Source organism: Rhodoglobus sp. G.S.4 (genome assembly GCF_056619605.1).
The window spans coordinates 586,306-610,163 of sequence record NZ_CM152748.1; the positions used below are offsets into that span (position 1 = coordinate 586,306).

At 58.8% G+C, this 23,858-nt stretch carries 20 protein-coding genes; 16 read left to right on the top strand and 4 right to left on the bottom strand.

Translation table 11 applies throughout. The features are described 5' to 3' along the window. Positions 1 to 113: 113 nt before the first annotated feature. Positions 114 to 1,550, top strand: a complete 1,437-nt coding sequence (locus AC061P_RS02940) for an NAD(P)H-quinone dehydrogenase (protein ID WP_449648276.1) — start codon at positions 114 to 116, stop codon at positions 1,548 to 1,550. A 3-nt stretch (positions 1,551 to 1,553) separates the two neighbouring features. Here AC061P_RS02940 and AC061P_RS02945 read toward each other — a convergent pair whose 3' ends face one another. Next, positions 1,554 to 2,585: a sugar-binding transcriptional regulator gene (locus AC061P_RS02945; RefSeq protein ID WP_449648507.1), complete on the bottom strand. Its 1,032-nt coding sequence runs from the start codon at positions 2,583 to 2,585 to the stop codon at positions 1,554 to 1,556. A gap of 147 nt (positions 2,586 to 2,732) precedes the next feature. Between AC061P_RS02945 and AC061P_RS02950 the strand changes: the two genes are divergently transcribed. From AC061P_RS02950 to AC061P_RS02965, 4 genes are all read left to right on the top strand, one after another. Further along, positions 2,733 to 4,520, top strand: a complete 1,788-nt coding sequence (locus tag AC061P_RS02950; protein WP_449648275.1) for a glycerol-3-phosphate dehydrogenase/oxidase — start codon at positions 2,733 to 2,735, stop codon at positions 4,518 to 4,520. Between the two features lie 67 nt (positions 4,521 to 4,587). Then, positions 4,588 to 6,105 carry a glycerol kinase GlpK gene (gene glpK, locus AC061P_RS02955; RefSeq protein ID WP_449648274.1) on the top strand — a complete coding sequence of 506 codons (1,518 nt, stop codon included), beginning with the start codon at positions 4,588 to 4,590 and terminating at the stop codon, positions 6,103 to 6,105. An 87-nt stretch (positions 6,106 to 6,192) separates the two neighbouring features. Next, positions 6,193 to 8,043, top strand: a complete 1,851-nt coding sequence (locus tag AC061P_RS02960; RefSeq protein ID WP_449648273.1) for an alpha/beta hydrolase family protein — start codon at positions 6,193 to 6,195, stop codon at positions 8,041 to 8,043. A gap of 200 nt (positions 8,044 to 8,243) precedes the next feature. Continuing rightward, positions 8,244 to 9,284: an LLM class flavin-dependent oxidoreductase gene (locus AC061P_RS02965; protein WP_480391782.1), complete on the top strand. Its 1,041-nt coding sequence runs from the start codon at positions 8,244 to 8,246 to the stop codon at positions 9,282 to 9,284. Here AC061P_RS02965 and AC061P_RS02970 read toward each other — a convergent pair. After that, positions 9,281 to 10,231: a DUF4349 domain-containing protein gene (locus AC061P_RS02970; RefSeq protein WP_480391783.1), complete on the bottom strand. Its 951-nt coding sequence runs from the start codon at positions 10,229 to 10,231 to the stop codon at positions 9,281 to 9,283. The genes AC061P_RS02965 and AC061P_RS02970 overlap by 4 nt on opposite strands. Before the next feature lie 220 nt (positions 10,232 to 10,451). Between AC061P_RS02970 and AC061P_RS02975 the strand changes: the two genes are divergently transcribed. Genes AC061P_RS02975 through AC061P_RS02985 form a run of 3 tightly spaced genes read left to right on the top strand, consistent with a single transcriptional unit; the run spans position 10,452 to position 12,823 of the window. Beyond that, on the top strand, positions 10,452 to 10,664 hold the full coding sequence (locus tag AC061P_RS02975) for a hypothetical protein (RefSeq protein ID WP_449648270.1): 213 nt from the start codon (positions 10,452 to 10,454) through the stop codon (positions 10,662 to 10,664). Between the two features lie 49 nt (positions 10,665 to 10,713). Continuing rightward, the gene (locus AC061P_RS02980) at positions 10,714 to 11,541 is read left to right on the top strand and encodes an alpha/beta fold hydrolase (protein ID WP_449648269.1); all 828 of its coding nucleotides are present in this window, start codon (positions 10,714 to 10,716) and stop codon (positions 11,539 to 11,541) included. A gap of 22 nt (positions 11,542 to 11,563) precedes the next feature. After that, entirely contained in the window at positions 11,564 to 12,823 is a 1,260-nt protein-coding gene (locus tag AC061P_RS02985; protein WP_449648268.1) for an FAD-dependent oxidoreductase, read from the top strand. 9 nt (positions 12,824 to 12,832) lie between these two features. On the opposite strand, the gene AC061P_RS02990 is transcribed toward AC061P_RS02985, so the two are convergent. Beyond that, the gene (locus tag AC061P_RS02990) at positions 12,833 to 13,540 is read right to left on the bottom strand and encodes a M50 family metallopeptidase (RefSeq protein WP_480391784.1); all 708 of its coding nucleotides are present in this window, start codon (positions 13,538 to 13,540) and stop codon (positions 12,833 to 12,835) included. A gap of 306 nt (positions 13,541 to 13,846) precedes the next feature. On the opposite strand from AC061P_RS02990, the gene AC061P_RS02995 reads away from it, so the two are divergent. Next, a complete protein-coding gene (locus AC061P_RS02995; RefSeq protein ID WP_480391785.1) occupies positions 13,847 to 14,845 on the top strand; it encodes an aldo/keto reductase in 999 nt (332 codons plus the stop codon). A gap of 22 nt (positions 14,846 to 14,867) precedes the next feature. On the opposite strand, the gene AC061P_RS03000 is transcribed toward AC061P_RS02995, so the two are convergent. Continuing rightward, entirely contained in the window at positions 14,868 to 16,076 is a 1,209-nt protein-coding gene (locus AC061P_RS03000; protein ID WP_449648264.1) for an MFS transporter, read from the bottom strand. A 248-nt stretch (positions 16,077 to 16,324) separates the two neighbouring features. On the opposite strand from AC061P_RS03000, the gene AC061P_RS03005 reads away from it, so the two are divergent. The 7 genes from AC061P_RS03005 (at position 16,325) to AC061P_RS03035 (ending at position 23,840) form a co-directional block, all read left to right on the top strand. Further along, on the top strand, positions 16,325 to 18,766 hold the full coding sequence (locus AC061P_RS03005; protein WP_449648263.1) for a ribonucleoside-diphosphate reductase subunit alpha: 2,442 nt from the start codon (positions 16,325 to 16,327) through the stop codon (positions 18,764 to 18,766). Between the two features lie 79 nt (positions 18,767 to 18,845). After that, the gene (locus AC061P_RS03010; protein ID WP_449648262.1) at positions 18,846 to 19,844 is read left to right on the top strand and encodes a ribonucleotide-diphosphate reductase subunit beta; all 999 of its coding nucleotides are present in this window, start codon (positions 18,846 to 18,848) and stop codon (positions 19,842 to 19,844) included. Further along, complete coding sequence (locus tag AC061P_RS03015; RefSeq protein ID WP_449648261.1) at positions 19,841 to 20,320, top strand: GNAT family N-acetyltransferase; 480 nt, start codon at positions 19,841 to 19,843, stop codon at positions 20,318 to 20,320. The genes AC061P_RS03010 and AC061P_RS03015 overlap by 4 nt, the downstream gene beginning before the upstream one ends. Before the next feature lie 75 nt (positions 20,321 to 20,395). Beyond that, positions 20,396 to 20,923 carry a hypothetical protein gene (locus AC061P_RS03020; RefSeq protein ID WP_449648260.1) on the top strand — a complete coding sequence of 176 codons (528 nt, stop codon included), beginning with the start codon at positions 20,396 to 20,398 and terminating at the stop codon, positions 20,921 to 20,923. A 221-nt stretch (positions 20,924 to 21,144) separates the two neighbouring features. Then, positions 21,145 to 22,035 carry an ABC transporter substrate-binding protein gene (locus tag AC061P_RS03025; protein WP_449648259.1) on the top strand — a complete coding sequence of 297 codons (891 nt, stop codon included), beginning with the start codon at positions 21,145 to 21,147 and terminating at the stop codon, positions 22,033 to 22,035. Between the two features lie 9 nt (positions 22,036 to 22,044). Further along, positions 22,045 to 23,061 (top strand): amino acid ABC transporter permease, encoded by a 1,017-nt coding sequence (locus AC061P_RS03030; protein WP_480391786.1) that lies wholly within the window; start codon positions 22,045 to 22,047, stop codon positions 23,059 to 23,061. Continuing rightward, positions 23,058 to 23,840, top strand: coding sequence for an amino acid ABC transporter ATP-binding protein (locus tag AC061P_RS03035; protein WP_304612869.1), 783 nt, complete (start codon positions 23,058 to 23,060; stop codon positions 23,838 to 23,840). The genes AC061P_RS03030 and AC061P_RS03035 overlap by 4 nt, the downstream gene beginning before the upstream one ends. Positions 23,841 to 23,858 lie beyond the last annotated feature (18 nt).

Consider the following 23,858-nt stretch of genomic DNA (forward strand, 5'->3'; position numbering starts at 1 on the left):
CCACTCTAAACCGTGACTGTTGCGACACGCCTTGGGGTTCGATGCGAATCTGAGCAACGCCCACGAGTTGGCCGCGGTTTGTCGCTGGGCCAGAAGCGCGAGAGAATTGCTGCATGGCCTATGAGTTCGAGCGCACCCAACGTATTGCAATACTCGGCGGTGGCCCTGGCGGCTACGAAGCAGCCCTGGCGGGAGCGCAATTGGGGGCCGAAGTCACCCTCGTTGAACGCGCTGGCGTTGGTGGAGCGGCAGTTCTCACCGATGTGGTTCCCTCGAAGACCCTCATCGCGACGGCTGAAGCGACAAATGCGATTCGGGATGCGGCTGACCTCGGTGTGCAGTTCTACTCTCGCGGTGATTCTGGCCGTGTAGTCCGCCCCGAAATTACCGTCAATCTTGCCGCCGTCAACGCGCGCCTCATGCGGCTAGCCCAGCAGCAATCTGACGACATGAAGTCTCAGCTCATCAAAGCCGGGGTTCGCGTCATTGAGGGTGAAGGCCGACTCGACGGGCCCCAGCGACTCGTGGTCTCGACAGGTAAGGGCAAGTCCGCAACCGATTTTGACGAAGTCGACGCCGACACCGTCATCGTTTCCGTTGGTGCACGACCGCGCCTGCTCGATTCGGCGATGCCTGACGGCAAGCGCATCCTCACCTGGACCCAGCTCTACACCCTCAAGGAAACCCCTGAACACCTCATCGTGGTCGGTTCCGGGGTAACGGGTGCTGAATTCGCCTCCGCCTATACGGCCCTGGGTGCCAAAGTGACCCTGATTTCGTCTCGCGACCGCGTGCTACCCGGCGAAGATGAAGACGCCGCCCGTGTGATTGAAGACGTCTTCAAGCGCAACGGTATGACGGTGCTTTCCAAGTCGCGCGCCGAATCCGTCACAACCACTAAAGACGGTGTCACGGCGACGCTGCAGGATGGAACGACCGTTGAAGGCTCCCACTGCCTCATGGCTGTCGGTTCCCTCCCGAACACTGAAAACCTTGGACTCGAAGAGGCTGGTGTGCAGCTGACAGAGTCTGGCCACATCCGTGTCAACCGTGTCGCGCGCACATCGATGCCGTCGATCTATGCCGCCGGTGACTGTTCAGACTTTTTTCCGCTGGCATCCGTTGCTGCTATGCAGGGCCGCACTGCCGTATTCCACGCGATGGGCGACGGTGTAACTCCGATCGAACTTCGCAACGTGGCATCCAACATCTTCACGCAGCCCGAGATTGCCACCGTTGGTTGGTCGCAGAAGCAGATCGAAGATGGTCTCGCGCAGGGCACGATTTACAAATTGCCTCTCGCCTCGAACCCTCGCGCCAAGATGATGGGCATCAAAGACGGTTTCGTAAAGCTGTTTGCACGCACCGGTTCAGGAACTCTCATCGGTGGAGTCATTGTGGCGCCCAACGCTTCGGAACTCGTCATGTCTGTCACGCTGGGTGTCGAGCACCGCCTCACCGTTGATCAGATTGCTCGGGCATTTTCCGTGTACCCGTCACTGACGGGAAGCATTACGGATGCCGCTCGCGCCATGCACATTGTGAACTAGCGGTCAGTTCTCGACGTGATCCGCATTCTCGGCGTGGTCGGTCTTGAAGGCGATTTCTTCGGCTGATGCTGCCCCATCCTTGAGCTGCATGACGTGCTCCACAAGTTTCGTTGCCGTTTGTTCATCGACCACCAGATCGGTAATTACACCAGCTCGCAAGGCTGCCAGCAGGGGAACAACCTTGTTGTCGCCAGCTACACCGCAGATTCGCCGGGGGATTGAGCGCAACTCTTCCGGGGTCGGCCCGGTTGCACGTGCGTTCATGGAAAGGTCTTCATAGGTGCCGTCTTCCCGCAGGAAAATTGTGCACACGTCGCCGACGATTCCTTCTTTGTCGAGGGTCTGGATGTCGCCGGCTTCGAGGTAGCCAGCGGAGTAGACGTGGCTGGGTACTTCGCCCGCGATCGCACCGATCGAGAACAGGGCAATGTCTGCTCGACGTTGGTACTCGAGCACGCGCACAATTGACCGTTCTGACCACATGGCGTTGCGGGTTTCGGCGAAATCAAAGAACGCGGGAACCGGGAAAAGGTGCACTTGGGCATCGAATGCTTCGCCAAATCTGGCGATAAGGTTGCCCGCATATTCGACTCCCGAGGTGCGCACATTGGCTGCTCCATTGAGCTGAACGATGGCGCTTCCGCGGGTCGGTTTCTTGCCCAAGTGGCGCGCGATCGCCGCCAAAGTGGTACCCCAAGCGACGCCCATAATCATGTCGGAGTCGAACCATCCCGTGACTATTCTGGCGGTGGCTCTGGCTACTTGATCGAGACGTTCAGCCTCGTCGGCGAGGTCGGCAACCGGCACAACGTGGGCTTCGATCCCGAAGCATCCTTCGATTTTCTTGGCGAGCCCTGGGCCGCGCGTTGGGGTCGGGCGCAGGGTGATTTCAACGAGACCACTTTCGCGCGCATCGCGGAGCAATCGAGAGACGCTCGACCGTGACATATGCAGGTGGTTGGCGATGGTGTCCATCTTGATGTCTTGCAGGTAATACATCGACGATGCGGACAGCATTGCCTCTTCGCGTTCCATGTCGTCCATCCTTGCACGTTCGTGCAGATGTTCTGCTCAGTTTGTCATTAGGTGCTCCTAGCGTAATACGCTGCTGAGCAGTGGATCATCCCAGAAGATTCACAGCCGCTCCGGCGGAAGCCACCACCAGAAAGAAACACAGCTTTCATGACTGATCAGTCCCTGACACGAGCAACCCGCGACAGCGCCATCCAGCGCCTCGTCGATAGCGCACAGCCGGGTCACGAGCTCGATGTCCTCGTCATCGGTGGCGGAATTACCGGAGCAGGAATTGCGCTCGATGCGGCGACCCGCGGTCTCGACACCGCTGTTGTCGAAGCCCAAGACTGGGCTGCCGGATCGTCCAGCCGTGCAAGCAAGCTGATCCACGGCGGGCTGCGCTACCTGCAGATGTTGGACTTCAAGCTCGTGCACGAAGCGCTCACCGAGCGTGACTTGCTGCTCAACAACGTTGCACCACACTTGGTTCGCCCGCTGCCTTTCCTTTACCCGCTCCGTCACCACGTGTGGGAGCGCGCCTTCGTCGGTGCCGGAATCGCGCTCTACGATTTTCTCGCCACCGTGACAACCAAGAACGTCAAGGGCAAGCGCAGCGTGCCGTGGCACCGTCACTTGTCACGCAAGCAGCTTGCCGTCCGCTTCCCTGGACTCGCCCACGATGCCGCCGTCGGCGCCATCGAATACTGGGATGCCAACGTTGATGACGCCCGCTACGTTGTGAGCGTCGTTCGCACGGCTCATGCTCATGGCGCCAACGCTGCTAGTCGCACTCAGGTAGTCGAGATCACTAAGAACGACGACGGTGCCGTCAATGGCGCAGTGCTCGTCGACCTCGAGACCGGCACAACCTTCCCGGTGCGCGCCAAGGCCGTCATCAACTCCACTGGCGTCTGGACCGGCGAGACTCAGGCTCTTGCCCACGAAAGCGGCGGCCTCAAAGTTCTCGCCTCCAAGGGCATCCACATTGTTGTTCCGCGTGAACGCATCACGGGTGAAGCCGGGCTCATCCTGCAGACTTCGAAGAGCGTTCTGTTCGTCATCCCGTGGTCGCGCTACTGGGTGATTGGCACGACTGATACTCCCTGGAAAGAGAACCTGCTCAACCCCGCAGCGACAGCGGATGACATCGATTACGTCATCTCTGAAGCAAATGCTGTGCTTGCTAACCCCATCGATCGCTCCGACGTTATCGGCACGTGGGCTGGTCTACGCCCCCTGCTGCAGCCCGGCACCATGGAGGGCACCAACTCTGCAAAGGTGTCGCGTGAACACACCGTCGCGTCACCCATTCCTGGTTTGACTGTTATTGCCGGTGGCAAGTTCACCACCTACCGGGTGATGGCCAAGGACGCCGTTGACTTTGCTCTTGGCAAAGACGCAGCGCAAGCAAACCCTTCGATCACTCAATCAGTGGCGTTGCTCGGGGCTGAGGGACTCGACGAGGCCCGTGACAGCACTCGTGCCCTGAGCGAGCGTTTCGGCTGGAGTGACCAGATGATCGATCACCTGTTGCACCGTTACGGCGCCAAGATTTCAGAGATCGCCGCCATTGCGGATGCTGACCCGACGATGTCGCAGCCGCTCGCGGAAGCATCCGCTTACCTTCGTGCCGAGATTGCGTACGCGATCACGCATGAGGGAGCACTGCACCTCGAAGACCTCATGGTTCGTCGCACCCGAATGAACTATGAGTACCTCAATGAGGGACTCGCCGTAGTGCCCGAGGTCGCAGAGATTGCCGCGAAGCTACTCGGGTGGACAGAAGAGACCACCGCCCATGAAGTCGCTGTCTACCACCAGATGGCGGATGCCGTAGAGGCAGCGTCACTCACGCGCGACGACGAAAGCGCTTCTGACGTTCGCGAGGCAGCACCCCAAATTGTGCCACTCGCAACGCCGGCCGGCCACGAAACCCAGCACACGCAGAACCCGTAAAAAGCACCAAATACGAACGTAACGCGCACTCGAACGCACGTTGACTATCAATGGAGATACGCCAAAAATGACACAGTACATTTTGTCAATTGACCAAGGAACGACGAGCTCTCGCTCGATCATCTTTGATCATGACGCGCGCATCATTTCGAATGGGCAGCTCGAGCACGAGCAGATTTTTCCGCGCGCCGGCTGGGTCGAGCATGACCCCATGGAGATCTGGGACAACGTTCGCGAGACGGTTGGTCTCTCTCTGGCGCGTGCCAACCTCACCTATCAAGACATTGCCGCGGTCGGCATCACCAACCAACGCGAAACTACCGTGGTGTGGAACAAGCTCACGGGCAAGCCGGTCACGAACGCGATCGTCTGGCAAGACACGCGCACCCAGAACATTGTGAACGAACTCGCCGGTACCGAGGGGCTCGAGAAATACAAGGCCATCACTGGGCTTCCGCTTGCACCCTATTTCGCTGGACCCAAGGTCACCTGGATTCTGCGCTACATCGACGGCGCCCAAGAAGCGGCAGACCGCGGAGAGCTACTCTTCGGAACCATTGACACCTGGCTGCTCTGGAACCTCACCGGCGGCGTCGATGGGGGAGTGCACGCGACAGACGTGACTAACGCCTCCCGCACCATGCTCATGGATCTCGACACCCTCCAGTGGCGAGAAGACATTGCAGCCGACATGGGTATCCCGATGTCGATGCTGCCCGAGATTCGTTCCTCGAGCGAGATCTTTGGCCACTGCCGCGATCACGGTTCGCTACCGGGAGTGCCCATTGCGGGCATCCTCGGCGACCAGCAGGCGGCCACGTTTGGCCAGGCTTGCTTCAGCGAGGGCATGGCGAAGAACACCTACGGCACCGGAAACTTCTTGCTGCTCAACACCGGTGCCAAGCGTGTGCACAGCAACAACGGCCTCATCACTACCGTCTGCTACAAAATTGGTGATGCCGCTCCGATCTACGCGCTCGAGGGATCAATCGCTGTCACCGGATCGCTCGTTCAGTGGCTGCGCGACAACCTCGGCATGTTTGCCGACGCCCCAGACATCGAGCGTCTCGCCCTGGAAGTCGAAGATAACGGCGGCGCCTACTTTGTGCCCGCCTTCTCTGGACTCTTCGCCCCCTACTGGCGACCGGATGCACGGGGGGCCCTTCTCGGGCTCACTCGCTATGTCACCAAGAACCACATCGCGCGCGCCGCGCTCGAAGCCACCGCGTACCAAACACGCGAAGTCATGGATGCCATGAACGCGGATGCCGGAGTCGACCTCGCTGAGCTCCGAGTCGACGGCGGCATGGTGGCAAACGAACTTCTCATGCAGTTTCAGGCCGACCAGCTAGGGGTGGATGTCATCCGCCCCCGCATCACCGAAACGACCGCTCTCGGTGCAGCGTTCGCCGCCGGGATCGCGATCGGTTATTGGGAAAGCGAACACGATGTGATCGCGACCTGGAACGAAGACAAGAGGTGGACGCCGCAGATGGCTCGCCTCGAACGAGATCAGCTTTACCGCAACTGGAAAAAAGCGGTAACCAAGACCATGGGCTGGGTTGATGAGGACGTGGAGACCTAATCTGCCTGCCAAAACCCATGAAGGACGTGCTGTCAGTCACGTTCGTAATCACACAGCAATCGATACCCACGAAGGGGTAGGGAATCAATGAAAACCTCGTTAGTTAAGAGGAACAGCTTTTGGCTCGTTCTCTCGCTAGTAATGATGTTGGTCGCGTCAATTGGTGCGTCCATCGTGCAAACCGGTGCGGGCTCAATCAGCGTTAAGGACATGCGCTGGGAGACCTCATCGGGTCAGATGATGAGCGCTCTGCTCTTCAAGCCTGACACCGCGACCGTCGACAACAAGGTTCCGGCAATCGTGGTCAGCCACGGTTGGTGGAACAACCGCGAAATGCAAGACGCCAACTATGTTGAGCTTGCCCGTCGCGGTTATGTTGTTGTGTCGATCGACATGTTCGGTCACGGCAACTCATCGCCGCTGACTCCCGATGTCACGCTCGGCGGAACCGGAATGTACGACGCTGTTAAGCTCGTCGCCGACTTGCCCTACGTCGACACCGACAAGATTGGTGTCAGCGGTCACTCGAACGGTGCGCGCGCAGCAAACTTCTCGATGTTCATCGACAATGCAGCCGACGAACAGCTCATCTCGGCTGTTCTGCTGGTAGACAACGACGCTGTGTACACGGATGCCGAAGCTGAGAACGCATACTTCAACCTCTACGGTGCCCGCGATGTCGGAATCGTTGCTGACCAGTATGACGAGTTCTTCTTCCGCAGCTACAGCCCCGAGGGTGCAGTTCTGACCCCGCCGCGTGACTACATCGGAACCCCGAATGCTCAGTCGTTCTTGCACTTTGGTGCTAACCCGGAGGACGTCTCCTCTGACGAGCGCCAAGCTAGCGAGTTCTACACCGACTCCGTTGATGGCCAGCAGGCTCTCCGCGTTGTGTACACGCCGGCAGAAAACCACCCGTGGGGAACCATCTCCAAGACGACGGTTGCTAGCCAGATCGAGTTCTTCCAAGAAGCATTTGGTGCTCCCAACGAAATCGCATCCGGCTCGCAGGTGTGGCAGGTCAAGGAGACCTTCACCCTCTTCGGTCTGATCGGCTTCGGAATCTTCCTGCTCGCCTTCACTCGCGCCATGCTCTCGACCCGTGCCTTCGCTGGTCTTCGTGCACCGGCAGCAGCAGTGGTACCGGCGACCCGCAAGGGACTCGCGTGGTTCTGGGGCGGACTGGTTGTTTCGGCAATCATCTCCGGTTGGAGCTGGTTGATCCTCGCTAACACCCCGTGGGTGGGCGCGATCGCGTTCAACATCGTTCCGTTCTTCATGCCTCAGGGTGCTGTGTTCTTCGTAGCCTTCTGGGCCGCGATCAACGCGATCGCCGCGATCATCATCATGACGATCTCGTACCTCGTCTTCGGACGCAAGAACGGTCTTGACCTTCGCGCATCCGGAGTACTGCCTGGTTGGAAGAAGTTCTTCCACGGAATCGGTCTCGCACTGGTCGTCGTTGTTTCGGCATACGCGATCGTCTTCGTGCTCGACTACTTCTTCAAGACGGACTTCCGCTGGTGGGTCATCGCTGTCAAGGCCTTCACTCCTGACAAGGTCGGCATTGCGCTGATGTACCTGCCACTGTTTGCGATCTACTTTGTCGCCAACTCGGTTGCGGTCAACGCCTTCAACCGCTTCTCCATCCGCGGTAAGGAATGGATCAACACGGCACTGCTGGCGCTCTTCAACGCTCTGGCACCCATCGTTCTCGTCGTTGCTCAGTACACCAACTTCTTCACCACGGGGTACACGATCGACGGCTTCGGCGGAATCTTCAGCATCTGGCTGTACCCGGTCATCCTCATCCTGGCCGTGACCGCAGTCATCTCGCGCAAGATCTACCGTGAGACGAACAACCCGTACATCGCCGGCTTCATCAACGCGGCAATCGTTACCCTCATCTCGGTATCGAACACGCTCACCGCAGCGTAAGTACACCCTCTCCGATCAACTGATCGGCTCCTGCAGTGCCCCGGTCGATATCACGACCGGGGCACTGTTGCGTTCGGATGGTGCGAGCGGCATCCTGAAACCGCCATCTGGCGGGTGGGGTCGGCGCAATCGCGGAATAGCGGATGCCCGGCTACGGTTTTGCCTAGAGACGCGATTGGCGTCTCAGCGAAAGGGAGCTCGTGAATCAGCACGTTCAGTTTGGACTCGGCACGTTTGGTGATGTCTCGGTAGACGAGAGCGGCAGCCTGCTGAGTCAGGCCCAGGTCATCCGCAATGTTGTTGCTGAAGGTGTGTTGGCCGACGAGCTCGGTATCGACTACTTCGGTGTCGGAGAACACCACCGCGACGACTTCGCGATCACGGCACCGGAAACTGTTCTCGCAGCGCTCGCTGTCGCGACCAAGAACATCAAACTGGGCTCGGCGGTTACCGTCTTGAGCTCCGACGATCCCGTGCGTGTCTACGAACGTTTTGCTACCGTCGATGCGCTCTCGAACGGTCGCGCCGAGATCATCCTCGGGCGTGGTTCGTTCACGGAGTCGTTCCCGCTCTTTGGGTACAACCTCAACGACTACGAGACATTGTTCTCTGAGAAGCTCGACCTCTTCGCCGAACTCATCAAAGAGGAGCCCGTCACGTGGAAGGGCACTCTCCGGGCCAGCCTCAACGAACAGCCAGTATTCCCGCGCACCGAATCGGGCAAGCTCAACACGTGGATCGGCGTTGGCGGAAGCCCAGAGTCTGTCGTGCGCGCAGCCCGCTACGGGATGCCAATGGTCCTGGCCATCATTGGTGGCCAGCCAGAACGATTTGCGCCGTATGCCGAACTATTCCACCGCGCGCTTGCTGAACTCGGTCAGCCTGACCTGCCCATCGCCGTGCACTCGCCCGGCTACATCACCGACTCCGATGAGAAGGTCGTTGATGAATTGTGGCCGCACTACCGCGTCATGCGCGACCGTATCGGTCGGGACCGGGGATGGCCAGAATCGAGCGTTGACGAGTTCATCGATGAAGTGCAGCACGGGTCGATGTATGCCGGATCGCCGGAGACCGTAGCGCAGAAGATGGCCAAGACCATCTCCGCACTCGGCATCCAGCGATTCGACATGAAGTACAGCGCTGGCACTCTGCCTCACGAGCAGATGATGCGGAGTATCGAACTGTACGGAACCGAGGTCATACCTCGGGTTCGGGAACTGCTCGCTGACGCTTCTTAGTCTGACCGAGCTGTCTCTGGCGCTTCGCCCTCGATGACCTCAGTTTCAGTAATTTCACGGTCAGTGTTTTCTGTCGCGCGGCTAGTGCGTCGTGAGCGGCGCTTCGAGCGCACGATCAGGATGACGACTCCGGCAATGAGAGCACCGAAGATCAGCCAAGGAACGAGCACTCCAAGCGCGACCAGCAGGCCGGCGAAGAATGCGACGAAACTGTTCCAGCCGGTGACGAGACCATCAAAGAAGTTGCCAGGCTCAATAGTGGGAGCGTCGGCCTCGGAAACGAGGTTGAGTGTGATCGTCGACATCGTAATTTGGTCATCAAAGTAGCGCTTCTGCGACTTCAAGCTTTCGAGTTCGCCTTGACGGCTAGAAATTGCGGTTTCGAGTTTGATGAGCGTGTCAGTGTCCTCGGCAGAAGTGAGTAACGCAAGCAGGCGCTCGACTGAAGCATCCAGTGCTTTAATGCGGGCATCCAGATCGCGCGATTGCATCGTGACGTCGACCGCATTGATAGAGATCTCTTGGAGGACGCCAAGCTCGTTGAACTTGTCCAAGGTGGCGGTGAGCTCTGACGCCGGGATACGCAGCGTCAACGTTGCACTGCCGCGGTTGCCATCGTGGGGCGCATATTCACTTCGACCGTCAATGCGGCCGCCGACAGACTCGGTGATGCGGATCGCATCAGCGCTCGCCTCATCCGGACTCTTCACGGTCACCGACATGTAGCCGGTGGTAATCACGTCGCGGCTCGAATCAGGAGCTGCTTGGTCGTAGGCGATGCCGCCATCGGCAGAACTCTCCGCGCTGCCGGCCCGAACCTCTGCTGGTTGCTCAAGTACATACTCTTGAGTGTCACCTGGAGCCATTTCGTCGACTGCCGCCGAGCATCCAGAAAGTGTAATTGCCGATAGGGCAAGTGCTGTGGTGATGAATAGTGTGCGCCTCATGGTTTCACCGTAGAGCGGTGAACCCCAGAAAAACTACCCAACGTTTTCGACTTTTCGGCCGTCACCGTTGAAGATGCACGGCGCAAGAGCTTGACGTCTACTGAGAGATCGCTTGGCCTTCAATGGGAACTGCTGGGGAGGCCCCGCCGCGTGGGTATCGTGAAGTTGTGCCGCTATCGCGGGCACGGCAAGACACGGATTACCACTAGTAGGAGGAATCATGGGTCTCATCGATAACGCCAAAGACGCAGGCGAAGCAACCGCCAAGAAGGTCGGCGAATTCGTCGACGACACTAAAGAGCGAGTGAGTGACGCCGCCGACCAGGCTCAGGCTGATGCCGAAGTGTCGAAGGCAGAAGCCGAGCTCAAGCGCGCAGAAGCTGAGCGTGAAGCGACGAAAGCAAAGAACGAATACAAGGAAGACTTGCGCTAATTAGGTGCCACCCCAGTATCCCGGCCGCGCTGGCTGAGATACTGGGGTTATGAGCCTCTGGCGCACGATTCGACGGTTGACCTTCCAGAACAGAGCGCCGCTCCTCAATATCGCAGGCGACGCCGGAGAAGGTCCCGTAATTATTCTTCTCCACGGAATCGCTTCGTCGGCAGCAACGTTCGCCCACGTCGTGCCTCAACTTTCGGATCACTACCGCTGTATCTCGCTCGACCTCCTCGGCTTCGGAGATTCGCCAAGCCCGGAGAAAGCAACATTCACCATTGAAGAGCATGTTGGAGCGATAGCCGCGACCATACGGTCACTCAAGCTCGATGCGCCGTTCATCCTCGTAGGGCACTCCTTGGGCAGTTTGCTCGCAGCACGCTTTGCGGCAACCCACCCGCGGCAAGTGAGCCGGCTCGTTTTAGTGAGCCCGCCCATCTACGTGCCGCCAAGCCAAATCGGTGATCCCCTCGTGAGGGCGCGCGTAGGAGCCTACTTGCGGGCCTATGAATTTCTTCGCACCAACAAAGACTTCACTATGGCGACTGCCATAACACTGCGTCGACTTTTCCAGCTCGATGACGTGCTGGAGGTATCTGAACGCAACTGGCGCGCATTCGTTTTGAGCTTGCAGAACTGCATCGAGACACAAACCACGGTCAGTGATATTGCCTCTGTTCGCGTGCCCATCGACGTCGTGTACGGCTCCCTCGATCAATTCATCGCGCCAGGTACCATGCAAATAATTGGGCAAATGCGCCAGGTCACGATGCACAAGGTGGACGCTAATGATCACCTCGTGCGCAAGCGCCTCGCGCGACGCCTTGTCCAGGTAATCACCGCCGACCGTGAAATTTCTGCCGGAGTAGCGTAGGCGTCACGGGACGGAGCTTTTCATGGACGAAAAACTTGTTACCACGGTATGCATTGCGGGCGGCGGCCCGGCGGGAATAGTGGCAGGGCTTGTCTTAGCCCGCGCCGGAATCGACGTCGTTGTACTGGAGAAACATGCTGATTTCTTGCGCGACTTCCGCGGCGACACCGTGCATCCATCAACGCTCAACCTGCTCGATCAGCTTGGCTTGCGCGACGAAGCCAAAGCGATTGACCACAGCGAACTTTCGACTCTAGACGCTGTGATCGACGGCATCCGAGTTCGGGCTGTTGATTTCACGACGCTTCCTGCCCCGCACCGCTACGTAACGCTCATGCCGCAGTGGGATCTGTTGAACATGCTCGTCGCAGAAGCCAACAAACAGCCCAGTTTTCGACTCGTGATGGAAGCAACTGCGCACGATGTGATCCGCGACGACGGACGCGTAGTTGGGGTCGCGGCTTCAACGCCAAACGGCACACTTCAGGTACGGGCCGCACTAACTATTGCCGCTGACGGGCGCGATTCCACCGTGCGCCAGGCGCTCGGTCTCGTGCCCACCGACTACGGCGTCCCCATTGATGTGTTGTGGTTTCGGGTGCCAAAACCCACCAAAGCTGTGCGCGATACTCTGGCCCAGATTCGCAACGGCAGCGCCCTCGTTACCATTCCGCGCCCCGACTACTTTCAGTGCGGTCTCCTCATTCGCAAAGGTACATTCCCGGAACTGCAAGCGAATGGCATTGCAGCCTTCCGCCGTAAAATCGGCAGCATCGCGCCCCGGCTCACCGATGTCACGGCAGCAATTAGCAGCTTTGCTGAAGTGAAACTGCTCTCTGTGCAGATCAATCGAATTCACGAATGGTCAGTGCCGGGTGCGCTCTGCATTGGCGATTCCGCCCACGCGATGTCGCCAGCTTTCGGCGTTGGTATCAACTATGCGATCCAAGATGCGGTCGCGCTGGCGAACATCCTTGTTCCCGTGTTGCGAAAGCACGGGGCGGATGCCGCAGCGATCGACTCCGTGTGTGCTGCCGTTCAGCGTCGCCGTAGCCTGCCAACCGCACTCATGCAGCGCATGCAACGGGTAGCTCACCGGCTGATCGACAGGGCGACGAGTCGTACCGTCATCCACAACCCACCATGGTTGCGGGAACGATTGGTGATCGCGGTCGTCCTGCCGCGCATCCGCCCCGTGCTTGCCCGAATTGTGGGTTACGGTTTTCGGCCGGAGCGTATCGCGCGCGGGGTGCTTTTACCCTCGGCGAAACAGCGACACTAGCGTTGCGCGCTAGTACGTTTCGAGCACGGTCGTTACAGCCCAGATGACACTCGCACCAATAAGGACGGCGAAGAGCAATAACCACACCACCGAAGGGATGCCGGTGCGCTTGAAGAGCAGATAGGCGTCTGACGTGCTCAGTTGGTCGCGCCGACGAGTGTGTACACCGATCACGGTGGCGAGGCCGCGCACGCTTCCGACAAGAAGCGCGATGGCGATCACGAGCAGAACGTAGCTTTGCTGTTCCGGGGTGGCCCACACCCAGAGAGCGGCGCTCGCCGCGGCCGAAACGGCGACAACGAGAAACCCGAAGAGATTGCGAATGACAAGCAAGGTGAGAATAAGGATGATGCCACCGACGAACAGCGCCATCGCTGTGTAGCCCTGAGTAACGCACCACAACTGGATGGCGCCGACGATTGCGGGGGCGGGATAGCCGAGCGACCCGCTGATCGACGATCCAAGTTTGCCGCGGCCGCTGCTGACTGCCTCTCCCGAATGGTTCATCCGAATCTTCATTCCGTGCACAAATCGACCGGTGAGAATAGCGCCAACCGCGTGCCCGAGTTCGTGCACAAGGGTGGTGAAGAGCCCGAACCACTTCCAGATCGGTTGCGGAATGCTCAGCACCGCGGCTGAGGCCACGATGATGATCAGAACTGTCGGCGAGATCGCGACCGGTGTCGTGCGGGCAAGGGAAGCGAGAAGGTCATCCATTCCCGAATTCTCTCACTAGCGCGCGAATTATTTGGCCAGTGCGCACACTCTCACGCGGCGTGAGGGCCATCACCGTCATGCTCGCCGCGCATCCGCGACGCTGCCTGCCGAGAGTACATCGAAGATTCGCTGCATTATGCTTCCGTCATCGGAATCGACACCGAAACTATGGCCACCATTCTCACCACCCGCTACACCAGAACCACGCTGTTCTTGCTGGGCTTTCACCAAAGTTGCCGAGCAGCCGCTGGTCGCGAGTTTTCTGCCGTGTGCAGAATTGTCGCGGGGGAGGCGTAGCGTTATCCCATGGACATCCGCACTCTTGGCCGCACAGGCCGCTCTGTTTCCGCAATTGGCCTCGGCACCTGGCAGCTTGGTGCCGATTGGGGTGATGTAAGCGAAGCGGATGCTCGCGGCGTGCTCGACGCTGCCGTCGATGGCGGAGTCACCTTTTTTGACACCGCAGACGTTTACGGTGATGGGCGCAGCGAGTCCCTCATCGGTCGCTATCTCGCCGATCGCCCAGAACTCGACATCACCGTCGCGACCAAGATGGGGCGCCGCGCAGAGCAAGACCCCGCACACTTCACCCTCACTAACTTTCGCGAATGGACCGATCGCTCGCGACGCAACCTTGGCACCGACACGCTCGACCTTGTTCAGCTGCACTGCCCGCCAACCGCCGTTTTCAGCATGGATGCCGTCTTCGACGATCTGGATACTCTCGTCTCCGAAGGGGCAATTGCCGCCTACGGTGTGAGCGTCGAAACTGCGGATGAAGCGCTCGCCGCAATCGCCCGCCCGCACGTGGCGAGCGTGCAGATTATCCTCAACGCCTTCCGCCTCAAACCCCTCGATGCGGTATTGCCGGCCGCTGCTGCCGCAGGCGTAGGAATTATCGCCCGTGTGCCGCTGGCATCCGGTTTGCTGAGTGGTAAGTACCGCGCAGACACGACTTTCGCCGAGAACGATCACCGCACCTACAACCGCAACGGCGAAGCCTTCGATGTCGGCGAGACGTTCTCGGGTGTCGACTTCGAGACCGGTGTTGCCGCCGCTCAAGAGTTCGCAGCGTTGCTGGCGGCGGAGCCTGCCGTTGCCGAGTTCTCGACCCCTCAGGTTGCTCTGGCATGGGTTGCGCAGCAGCACGGCGTGAGTGCCGTGATCCCGGGAGCGCGCAACATTGCTCAGGCGCAGTCGAATGCCGCAGCCGGTGATGTTCAGGCGCTGAGCGATGGCTTCATGGCTGGCGTGCGAGACATTTACGATCGCCACTTTCGCGCGGCCGTTCATCCCCGCTGGTAGCGGCGCGCTAGCTACGCGCTAGCTACTGGCGCAGCGTACTGATTGGTTCGGTGTCGGGGATGGGGCTCGCGTCTTTGCCGCGCAGGTCGGGGTGCCATCCTCGCAAAATTGTGGGGACGAGCACGCCGAGAGCGGCGATGACGGTGGCTGCCCAGAATCCACCGATGGGCCCGTAGGCGTCGATCAGGAACCCGGCGACAGCGGAACCGAGGGCTGCACCAATCAATTGACCGGTGCCGACCCATCCGTAAGCCTCGGCGGTATCGCTGAACTTCACGCTTGCCGACACGATGGCAAAGATGACGGCGAAGGCCGGGGCGATGCCAATACCGGCGATGAGCAGCATGATGGCAAGCCACCAAAAGTTGAGGCTAAACATCGCCAAAGCCATGCCGACAAAAACGATGAACATGCGGCGAGCAAGAGCCCACGGCCCAATCGGGAGGTGGCCAAGGAAAAGGCCGCCGAAGAGCGAACCGATGGCCCAGATGCCGAGTACGAAACCGGCCTGGGGTCCGTCGTGTCCAAAGACTGAGACGACGGATGCTTCGACCGCTGCGGCAGCACCGACAAGAAGGAAGCCGGTGATTGTTGCCAACATCACGGGTGGTCGACGCAGCACGGTGCCGAAGGATCGTTTGCTGCGCGGGATGCGCACCTGACCGACTTCCGGGCTGGCGATGAACCACGCGCCGCCGCCGAGAAGGAAGGCTCCAGCAACGACAATCGCTGTGGTCGTGGAAATCTGAATGGCAAGGAAGGTGGCAATTACTGGTCCGGCTACCCAGATAATTTCTTGGGCAGAGGCATCCAAAGAGAACAGCGGGGTCAGCTGCTTCGAGTTCACCATTTTGGGGTAGATCGTGCGTACTGCTGGTTGCACCGGCGGGTTACTGAGTCCGGCGATGAGACCGACGACCATGAACATGCCGACGCTGAGCGGAACGAGCGCGATGGTGAAGATTGCGGCTGCCGAGATGATGAGAGTCAGGATGAGCACTTTGCGCATTCCCCAAATGCCCATCCAACGGCTGGTGAGGGGACCGGCGACGCCTTGGCCGATACTCGTTGCCGCGAGCACTAGGCCGGCAGCGCCATAAGAATTGTGAATCTGTTCAACGTGAAGCAGGATCGCCAAAGAGAGCATGCCGCCAGGCAGTCGGGCGGTTAGTTGGGCCGCGATGATCCTAGCGATGCCCGGAGTTTTCAACAGGTCGATGTAAGCATTCACAAGAACTCCAGCTTAGCTGTCGAAGTGGGCCATTTTTCGGTCATTAGAGGCCGGCTCTCCGCGGATATCTGGGGTGTCAGTGGTTATCCATAGGCTGTGGAAAACCCCGCGAAGTTATCCACACCTGTGGAGGACACGCCCACTACATCTAGGGTTGGCGACAGGTGGCACCCACGATATATAGTGGTGGAACCGCTTGGCCGGGGGTCGCGGTTTTCGAGGTTTTATGGGGATTTTAGGGAGTTTTTGTGGCAATTACAGTCGTCAAGCGCAACGGTCAGCGAGAGCCGTATGACGCCAACAAGATCAACCTCGCAATTGAAGATGCCGCCACCGGTCTCGACGACAACATCACGTGGGTAACCCAGATCGCCTCCGAGCTCGAACTGACGCTGTTTGATGGCATCACGACCCAGCAACTCGACGAAGCCGTCATTCAGGTTGCTCTCCAAAACGTTAAAGATGACCCGGCCTTCGACACCGTTGCAGCCCGTCTTCTCCTCAAGACGATCTACAAGCGCGTTCTCGGTGACTACACCGACGCCGCTGACCTCAAGCGTCTGCACAAAGAGCACTTCGGCCCCAACGTCATCCGTGGCGTAGAAGAGGGACTCCTCGACCCTCGCCTCACCAGCATGTTCGACTTGGATGCTCTCGCCGAGCACCTTGAGCCTGCTCACGATGAACTGCTCAAGTACATCGGTGTTGTTACGCTCAACAACCGCTACGGCATCAAGGGTCGCAATGGCGATGCGCTTGAGGTTCCGCAGTACTTCTGGATGCGCATCGCGATGGGTCTTTCGCTCAACGAAGCGAACCCCAACGAGGCTGCCCTCAAGTTCTACGAGAAAATGTCTAGCCTCGAGTACTTGGCTGCCGGCTCCACTCTCGTTAACGCGGGAACGATCTACCCGCAGCTCGCCAACTGCTTCGTCATGGAAATGCAAGACGACATGGAGCACATCGCTAAGACGACACGCGATGTCATGTGGCTCACTAAGGGCACCGGCGGAATTGGCCTTTCGGTCACCAAGCTTCGTGCTCAGGGTTCGCCCATCCGCTCGAACAACACCACCTCAACCGGTCCCATCCCGTTCATGCACACGATCGACTCGATCCTGCGTGCGGTAAGCCGCGGTGGCAAGAAGTTCGGTGCGCTGTGCTTCTACATGGAGAACTGGCACATGGACTTCCCGGAGTTCCTCGAACTCCGCAGCAACTCGGGTGACCCCTACCGCCGCACTCGCACGGCCAATACGGCAGTGTGGATCAGCGACGAGTTCATGAAGCGCGTTCAGAACGACGACTCTTGGTACCTCTTCGACCCGCTCGAAGTCACCGACCTCAACGAGCTTTACGGCAAGGCTTTCTCGAAGCGCTACAACGAATATGTCGCGATGGCTGACGCCGGCGAAATGCACATGTTCAAGAAGATCGGTGCTCGCGAGCAGTTCAAGTCGATCCTCATCTCGTTGCAGACCTCGAGCCACCCGTGGTTGACCTGGAAAGACACCATCAACAACCGTGCGCTCAACAACAACACGGGCACGATCCACCTCTCCAACCTGTGCACCGAGATCACGCTCCCGCAAGACGAAGACAACGTCTCCGTCTGCAACTTGGCATCGATCAACCTCTCGCGTCACCTCCTGCCTGAAGGCGGAGTTGACTTCGCGAAGATTGCTGAGAGCGCTCGACTGGCGGTACGCCAGCTCGACAACCTCATCGACATCACCCGCTCCAGTGTGAAAGAAGCAGACTTCTCGAACGAACAGAACCGCGCCGTCGGCCTTGGTGTCATGGGCTTCACCGACATCATCGAGAAGCTCGGCTACAGCTACGAGAGCGAAGAGGCCTACGACCTCATCGACGAAATCATGGAGCACGTCTCCTACGCTGCGATCGATGCCAGCACCGAACTCGCCAAGGAGCGCGGTTCGTACACGAACTTCGAAGGCAGCCGTTGGTCGGAAGGCCTCGTGCCGCTCGACTCCATCGCGCTCACCGAAGAAGACCGTGGCATGGAGATCAAGGTCAACCGCAAGACGCGCCTTGACTGGGATGCCATGCGTGAAAAGGTCAAGGGTGGAATGCGTAACGCAACGCTCATGGCGATCGCGCCAACCGCATCCATTGGTCTCGTTGCCGGCACGACGCCCGGCCTCGACCCGCAGTTCTCGCAAATCTTCAGCCGCTCGACGTCAAACGGCAAGTTCCTTGAAGTGAACCGCAACCTCGTGGAGACGCTTCAGGAGCACGGACTGTGGGAGAAGAACCGCGAAGCTATTCTGCGCAGCCAGGGTGACATCCAGAACGTTGCCGGCATCCCCGACGACATCAAGGCCGTATTCAAGACGAGCTTCCAGCTCTCGCCGTATGCGTTCCTTGAGGTTGCCGCTCGTGCCCAGAAGTGGATCGACCAGGCCATCAGCCGCAACATGTACCTCGAGACGCGTGACCTCGGCGACATGATGGACATCTACTTCGACGCGTGGTCTCGTGGCGTCAAGACCACTTACTACCTCCACATGAAGCCCCGCCACCAGGCAGAGCAGTCGACCGTCAAGGTCAACAAGTCCGAGGAGATCTCGTCGACTAAGGCTGCATCGTCTGAGGCCGGAGCAACCGCAGCATCATCAACTCCCGCACGCCGAGGCTTCGGCGGATTTGCAAAGAAGGCAGAAGCATAATGAACCGCGACAACATCACAGACGACTACTTCGTTCCCGTCGATCCCATGGACGACCTTCAGTGCGATAGCTGCCAGTAATGGGAATTCTAGGAACAGGCCTGCAAGATGGCCTCCTACTGAAGCCGATCAAGTACCAGTGGGCAATGGACCTGTACGACCAGGCCGTCGCCAACACGTGGTTCCCTAACGAGATTCAGTTGGGCGAAGACATCGCCGACTTCAAGAAGATGACTGATGAAGAGCGTCACGCAGTGACCTTCCTCATGAGTTACTTCAACCCGAATGAGTTGCTCGTCAACAAGGCGCTCGCTTTCGGTGTGTACCCGTATGTTTCTGCTGCAGAATGCTCGCTGTACTTGGCGAAGCAAATGTGGGAAGAAGCGAACCACTGCATGAGCTTCGAGTACGTTCTCGAGACCTTCCCCATCGACCGTGAAGCTGCCTACAACTCTCACGTCGACGTGCCATCCATGGCGCGCAAAGAAGAGTTTGAGATGAAGTACATCCGTCGTATGACGGAGCAGACCCTCGACATCAACACCATCGAAGGTAAGCAAGACTTCATTCGCAACCTCGTTGCGTACAACGTGGTCCTTGAGGGCATCTGGTTCTACTCGGGATTCATGGTCGCTCTGTCATTCCGTCAGCGCAACCTGCTGCGCAACTTCGGTTCGCTCATGGACTGGGTCGTTCGCGACGAGAGCCTGCACCTCAAATTCGGTATCAACCTGATTCTCACGGTGCTCGAAGAGAACCCCGAGATTCAGACCGAAGAGTTCGCTGACGAAATTCGCCAGATGATTCTGGATGCTGTGGAAATGGAAGAGGCCTACAACCACGACCTTCTCCCCGGTGGCATCCTCGGGCTCAACGCCAACTACATCAACCAGTACGTCAAGTACCTGGCTGACCGACGCCTCGAGGAGCTTGGTTTCGAAGCCCACTACAAGGTCACGAACCCGGCCAAGTGGATGGCAACCGCCAACGACACTCTTGAACTCGTGAACTTCTTTGAGTCGACCAACACCTCGTATGAGGCAAACGCGTCGGCAACCACCAAGGTCAAAGCGGAGTGAGCCTGACCGTTGAGTGGGTCGATTGGCTTGATCCACGAGCGGTTGAGCAGCGAGCGGCGATGGATGTCGAGACGACGGCGATGTATGCCGACCGTCAGGCAGAGCTCGATGATGCTGGTCGCGCTGCGGTACATGCAGCGTTGACGATTGCGCCGTCGGAGATTACTCATACGGCGCTGGTGCTCGATGGCGATTCGGTCATCGGGCACGCAGCCTTGCGCCCGTTTGGGTCATCCCTTGAGGTCAAGAAGGTTTTCGTCGACTCGAACCATCGTGGCAAGGGTGCTGCGCGCCGACTCATGAACGCGCTTGAGGGCGTAGCGCGAGAAGCTCAGGCGCGCTCTTTGGTGCTTCAAACTGGCCACGTTCAAGTGCCGGCTATGGCTCTCTACGAGAGCTTGGGATACCAACGGATTGACGCTTTTGGGCACTACGCTGCGATTCCTTTCGGTGTCTGCTACGAGAAGACCTTGTAGCCCGTTCAGGTTGTCCATCTAAGCTGCACTGGACGGGGGATACCGTTCATCAATCAAAACCGGAACAATTGCACTGTGAGATTTATTCGGCGGCGCCCGCGCCTTAACTTGGGCAAATTTAGGGCGCCCGAGCCCGTCGAAGAGGCCCCGATCGAGAGGGTCGTCGAAGAGGGTGTGCTGATCGCCCGCAATGCTGTGCGCATGGCGGTAAAAAACCGAATCATTGTGGATGCCGCACGAGACCACCTTGATTACGATGACGGCGCATTGGCCGGTCTGGTTCACGTCGAGTTCGACCAGCTTGCTGAGCAAGCAGAGCACCTCCTCCGAGGATCGCACTCTGACCGTAACCGCGCGGTTCAAACGGGGCTCGCTGAAGGACTGCGCCAAGCATCCATGGATGGCGAACTGATTTCGAGCATCATCGATGAAGCGCGGGAGCTTGCCTGGAGCGAAATCGGCACCGCAATCATTGCCAAACTTCGCGTTGCCTACTTGCCGATGGAAGACCCCTCCTATGACGCTCAACGCAAGCGTCGGCTTCGTGAGTTGCGAACCATTAACTTTGCTGAACTTGAGGCTGCGGCGCAGGGCGAGTACTAGCCCACACCGGCGTAAAGTGGACCAAAAGCAGCATTTCGACGTGTGCAGCACATATCCGTCACATTGATCGCAGCCTCGCAGTCACGCGGCGCGGGTGGGCGAAAAATTGCGTGCACCCGAAGGTAGGCTGCCTAGGTCGACGTTTCAACGAGGTGCGTCCTGCGGGATTCCAGCCTCGTCAACGGCGACCACATTCACTTGGATAAAGAGAAGGTTGGACCATGAGAATCAATTTCGCGCTGCCAGTATTGGTCGTTGCTACGGCCCTGATGCTGTCGGGTTGTGTTGACAACAGCACACCAAGCACCGATACGGGTGGGGGCAACCTTGACGTTGGCACTGATGCTGCTGCCATTGCTCTGCTCCCGGCCGACATCAAAGACGCCGGCGTTCTCGTCATCGGTATCGACCCGACCTACGCCCCCAACGAGTACAAAGACGACGCCGGTAACCCCATCGGGTGGGAAGTTGACCTCGGCAACGCCATGGCGGCCAAGCTCGGTCTCGAGACCCAATACCAGCCATCGAGCTTCGACAAGATCATCCCCAGCGTCACGGGCGGCAGCTATGACATCGGGCTTTCCTCGTTCACCGACAACGAAGAGCGCGAGAAGGTCGTCGACTTCGTCAACTACTACGAAGCCGGCATCCAGTGGGCACAGTTGATCGGTGTAGACGTTGATCCCGCTAACGCCTGTGGCCTCACGGTAGCTGTGCAGACTGCGACTTACGAAGAGACCGATGAGCTTCCCGCAAAGTCGCAAGAGTGCACGGATGCTGGCAAAGAGCCCATCGACATCCTCAAGTTCGACACGCAAGACGAAGCGACCAACGCTCTCGCTTTGGGCCGTGCAGACGCAATGAGCGCCGACTCGCCCATCACGCAGTACGCAGTGAGCCAGGTCGAAGACAAGATCGAACTCGCGGGCGACTCCTTTGATACCGCACCGTACGGCATCGCCGTGCAGAAGGATTCAGAACTCTCTGCAGCACTCCAGGCTGCACTCCAGTCGATGATCGACGACGGAACCTACAAGACGATCCTCGAAGACTGGGGCGTCTTCAGCGGTGCTGTCTCGTCGATCACCATCAACGCGGCAACCACCAGCTAGGTATTGGCTGTGTCAGATTCTGGCCGTTCGGCGACACCCGTAAGCGTGTCGCCGAACGGCGCTGACCAAGCAGAGGCGATCAAAGCGATTCGCCTTCGCCACCCGTGGCGCAATGTTGTTGCGGTCATCCTCGTTGCCATGCTGGTTCTCTTTATCGTTGATGCTTCGCAGCGCGAAGCGTATGGCTGGGAGAACTTCGGCAAATACATTTTCGACAAGAGAATCTCGCAGGCCGCCGGCTACACGATCCTGCTAACGGTGTACTCGATGATCATCGCGATCATTTTGGGCGTCACCCTCGCGGTTATGCGACTCTCGGACAACCCTGTTGTTAAGGGCATTGCGTGGTTGTACCTCTGGGTATTCCGCGGAACTCCTGTCTACGTGCAACTCGTGTTCTGGGGTCTCTTCGCGACGATCTACTCAACGATCGACGTGGGCATCCCCTTCACCGAGCCGTGGCTCTCGGTGGAAACCAACGATCTCATCAGCGTGTTCTGGCTTGCCGTGATTGGGCTCGCGCTCAATGAGTCCGCCTATATGGCCGAGATCGTGCGTGCCGGAATCCTTTCGGTCGATAAGGGACAAGACGAGGCAGCAACTGCCCTCGGAATGTCGTGGCTACAGACGATGACGCGCGTCGTCATCCCGCAGGCCATGCGCATCATCATCCCTCCGACCGGCAACGAAGTAATTTCGATGCTGAAGACCACCTCACTGGTCACCGCTATTCCGTTCAGTTTGGAACTCTACGGACGCTCGCGCGACATCTCCGTAGTGATCTTTGATCCGATCCCGCTATTGCTCGTAGCCTCGGCCTGGTACCTGCTGTTCACCTCGATCCTGATGGTGGGCCAGTACTTCTTGGAGAAGCGTTTCTCGCGCGGAGTCGGCCAAGCACGCCCCGAAAAAGCGGGGACCGAGACCGGAGTGATCACGCTCAAGACCGGAGTCATCGAGACCCCTGGTGCAGCATCCGACACGGACGATTCCAGTACCGATCCGACAGGAAAGGAGCACCAATGACGAACGCAGCCGTAAGCGACGTGCCTATGGTGCACGCCGACCGTGTGTCGAAGAGTTTCGGCTCTAACGAGGTGCTGAAGAGCATCTCGCTGTCAGTTCCGCAGGGCGAAGTTATGTGCCTTGTCGGGCCAAGCGGATCGGGCAAGTCGACATTTTTGCGCTGCATCAACCACCTTGAGCGCGTCGATGCTGGCCGACTCAGTGTCGATGGCGTTCTGGTCGGATACGAAGAGCGCGGCGACAAGCTCTATGAGCTCAAGCCCCGCGAAGCGGCCCGTCAGCGCCGCGATATCGGCATGGTGTTTCAGCGGTTCAATCTGTTTCCGCATATGACAGCCCTCGAAAACATCATTGAGGCGCCCATCCGCGTCAACAAGGTGAAGAAAGAAGCCGCAATCGCGCACGGCAGAGAACTGCTGGCTCAGGTTGGTCTTGCGGAGAAAGAGGATGCCTATCCGGCCCACCTCTCCGGTGGCCAGCAGCAGAGAGTGGCTATCGCCCGCGCTCTCGCTATGGAGCCCAAGCTCATGCTGTTCGATGAGCCGACCTCCGCACTCGACCCCGAACTGGTCGGTGAGGTGCTCGATGTCATGAAGGGTCTCGCCGATTCCGGAATGACCATGATTGTTGTCACGCACGAGATGGGGTTCGCGCGCGAAGTCGCTGATCAGCTCGTCTTCATGGACGGCGGCGTTGTGGTGGAGTCGGGTGACCCCGACGAAGTGCTCGGCAACCCCCAGCACCAACGCACGAAAGCGTTCCTCTCAAAGGTTCTCTAGCGCTGTAGCCGTTAGTCG

Coding starts and splice junctions, on each gene's coding strand:
- AC061P_RS02980 (WP_449648269.1), top strand. CDS start 10,714: ATGAGCCTCTGGCGCACGATTCGACGGTTGACCTTCCAGAACAGAGCG.
- AC061P_RS02985 (WP_449648268.1), top strand. CDS start 11,564: ATGGACGAAAAACTTGTTACCACGGTATGCATTGCGGGCGGCGGCCCG.
- AC061P_RS02960 (WP_449648273.1), top strand. CDS start 6,193: ATGAAAACCTCGTTAGTTAAGAGGAACAGCTTTTGGCTCGTTCTCTCG.
- AC061P_RS03010 (WP_449648262.1), top strand. CDS start 18,846: ATGGGAATTCTAGGAACAGGCCTGCAAGATGGCCTCCTACTGAAGCCG.
- AC061P_RS02950 (WP_449648275.1), top strand. CDS start 2,733: ATGACTGATCAGTCCCTGACACGAGCAACCCGCGACAGCGCCATCCAG.
- AC061P_RS02975 (WP_449648270.1), top strand. CDS start 10,452: ATGGGTCTCATCGATAACGCCAAAGACGCAGGCGAAGCAACCGCCAAG.
- AC061P_RS02990 (WP_480391784.1), bottom strand. CDS start 13,540: ATGGATGACCTTCTCGCTTCCCTTGCCCGCACGACACCGGTCGCGATC.
- AC061P_RS02945 (WP_449648507.1), bottom strand. CDS start 2,585: ATGGAACGCGAAGAGGCAATGCTGTCCGCATCGTCGATGTATTACCTG.
- AC061P_RS02995 (WP_480391785.1), top strand. CDS start 13,847: ATGGACATCCGCACTCTTGGCCGCACAGGCCGCTCTGTTTCCGCAATT.
- AC061P_RS02970 (WP_480391783.1), bottom strand. CDS start 10,231: ATGAGGCGCACACTATTCATCACCACAGCACTTGCCCTATCGGCAATT.
- AC061P_RS02940 (WP_449648276.1), top strand. CDS start 114: ATGGCCTATGAGTTCGAGCGCACCCAACGTATTGCAATACTCGGCGGT.
- AC061P_RS03025 (WP_449648259.1), top strand. CDS start 21,145: ATGAGAATCAATTTCGCGCTGCCAGTATTGGTCGTTGCTACGGCCCTG.
- AC061P_RS03035 (WP_304612869.1), top strand. CDS start 23,058: ATGACGAACGCAGCCGTAAGCGACGTGCCTATGGTGCACGCCGACCGT.
- glpK (WP_449648274.1), top strand. CDS start 4,588: ATGACACAGTACATTTTGTCAATTGACCAAGGAACGACGAGCTCTCGC.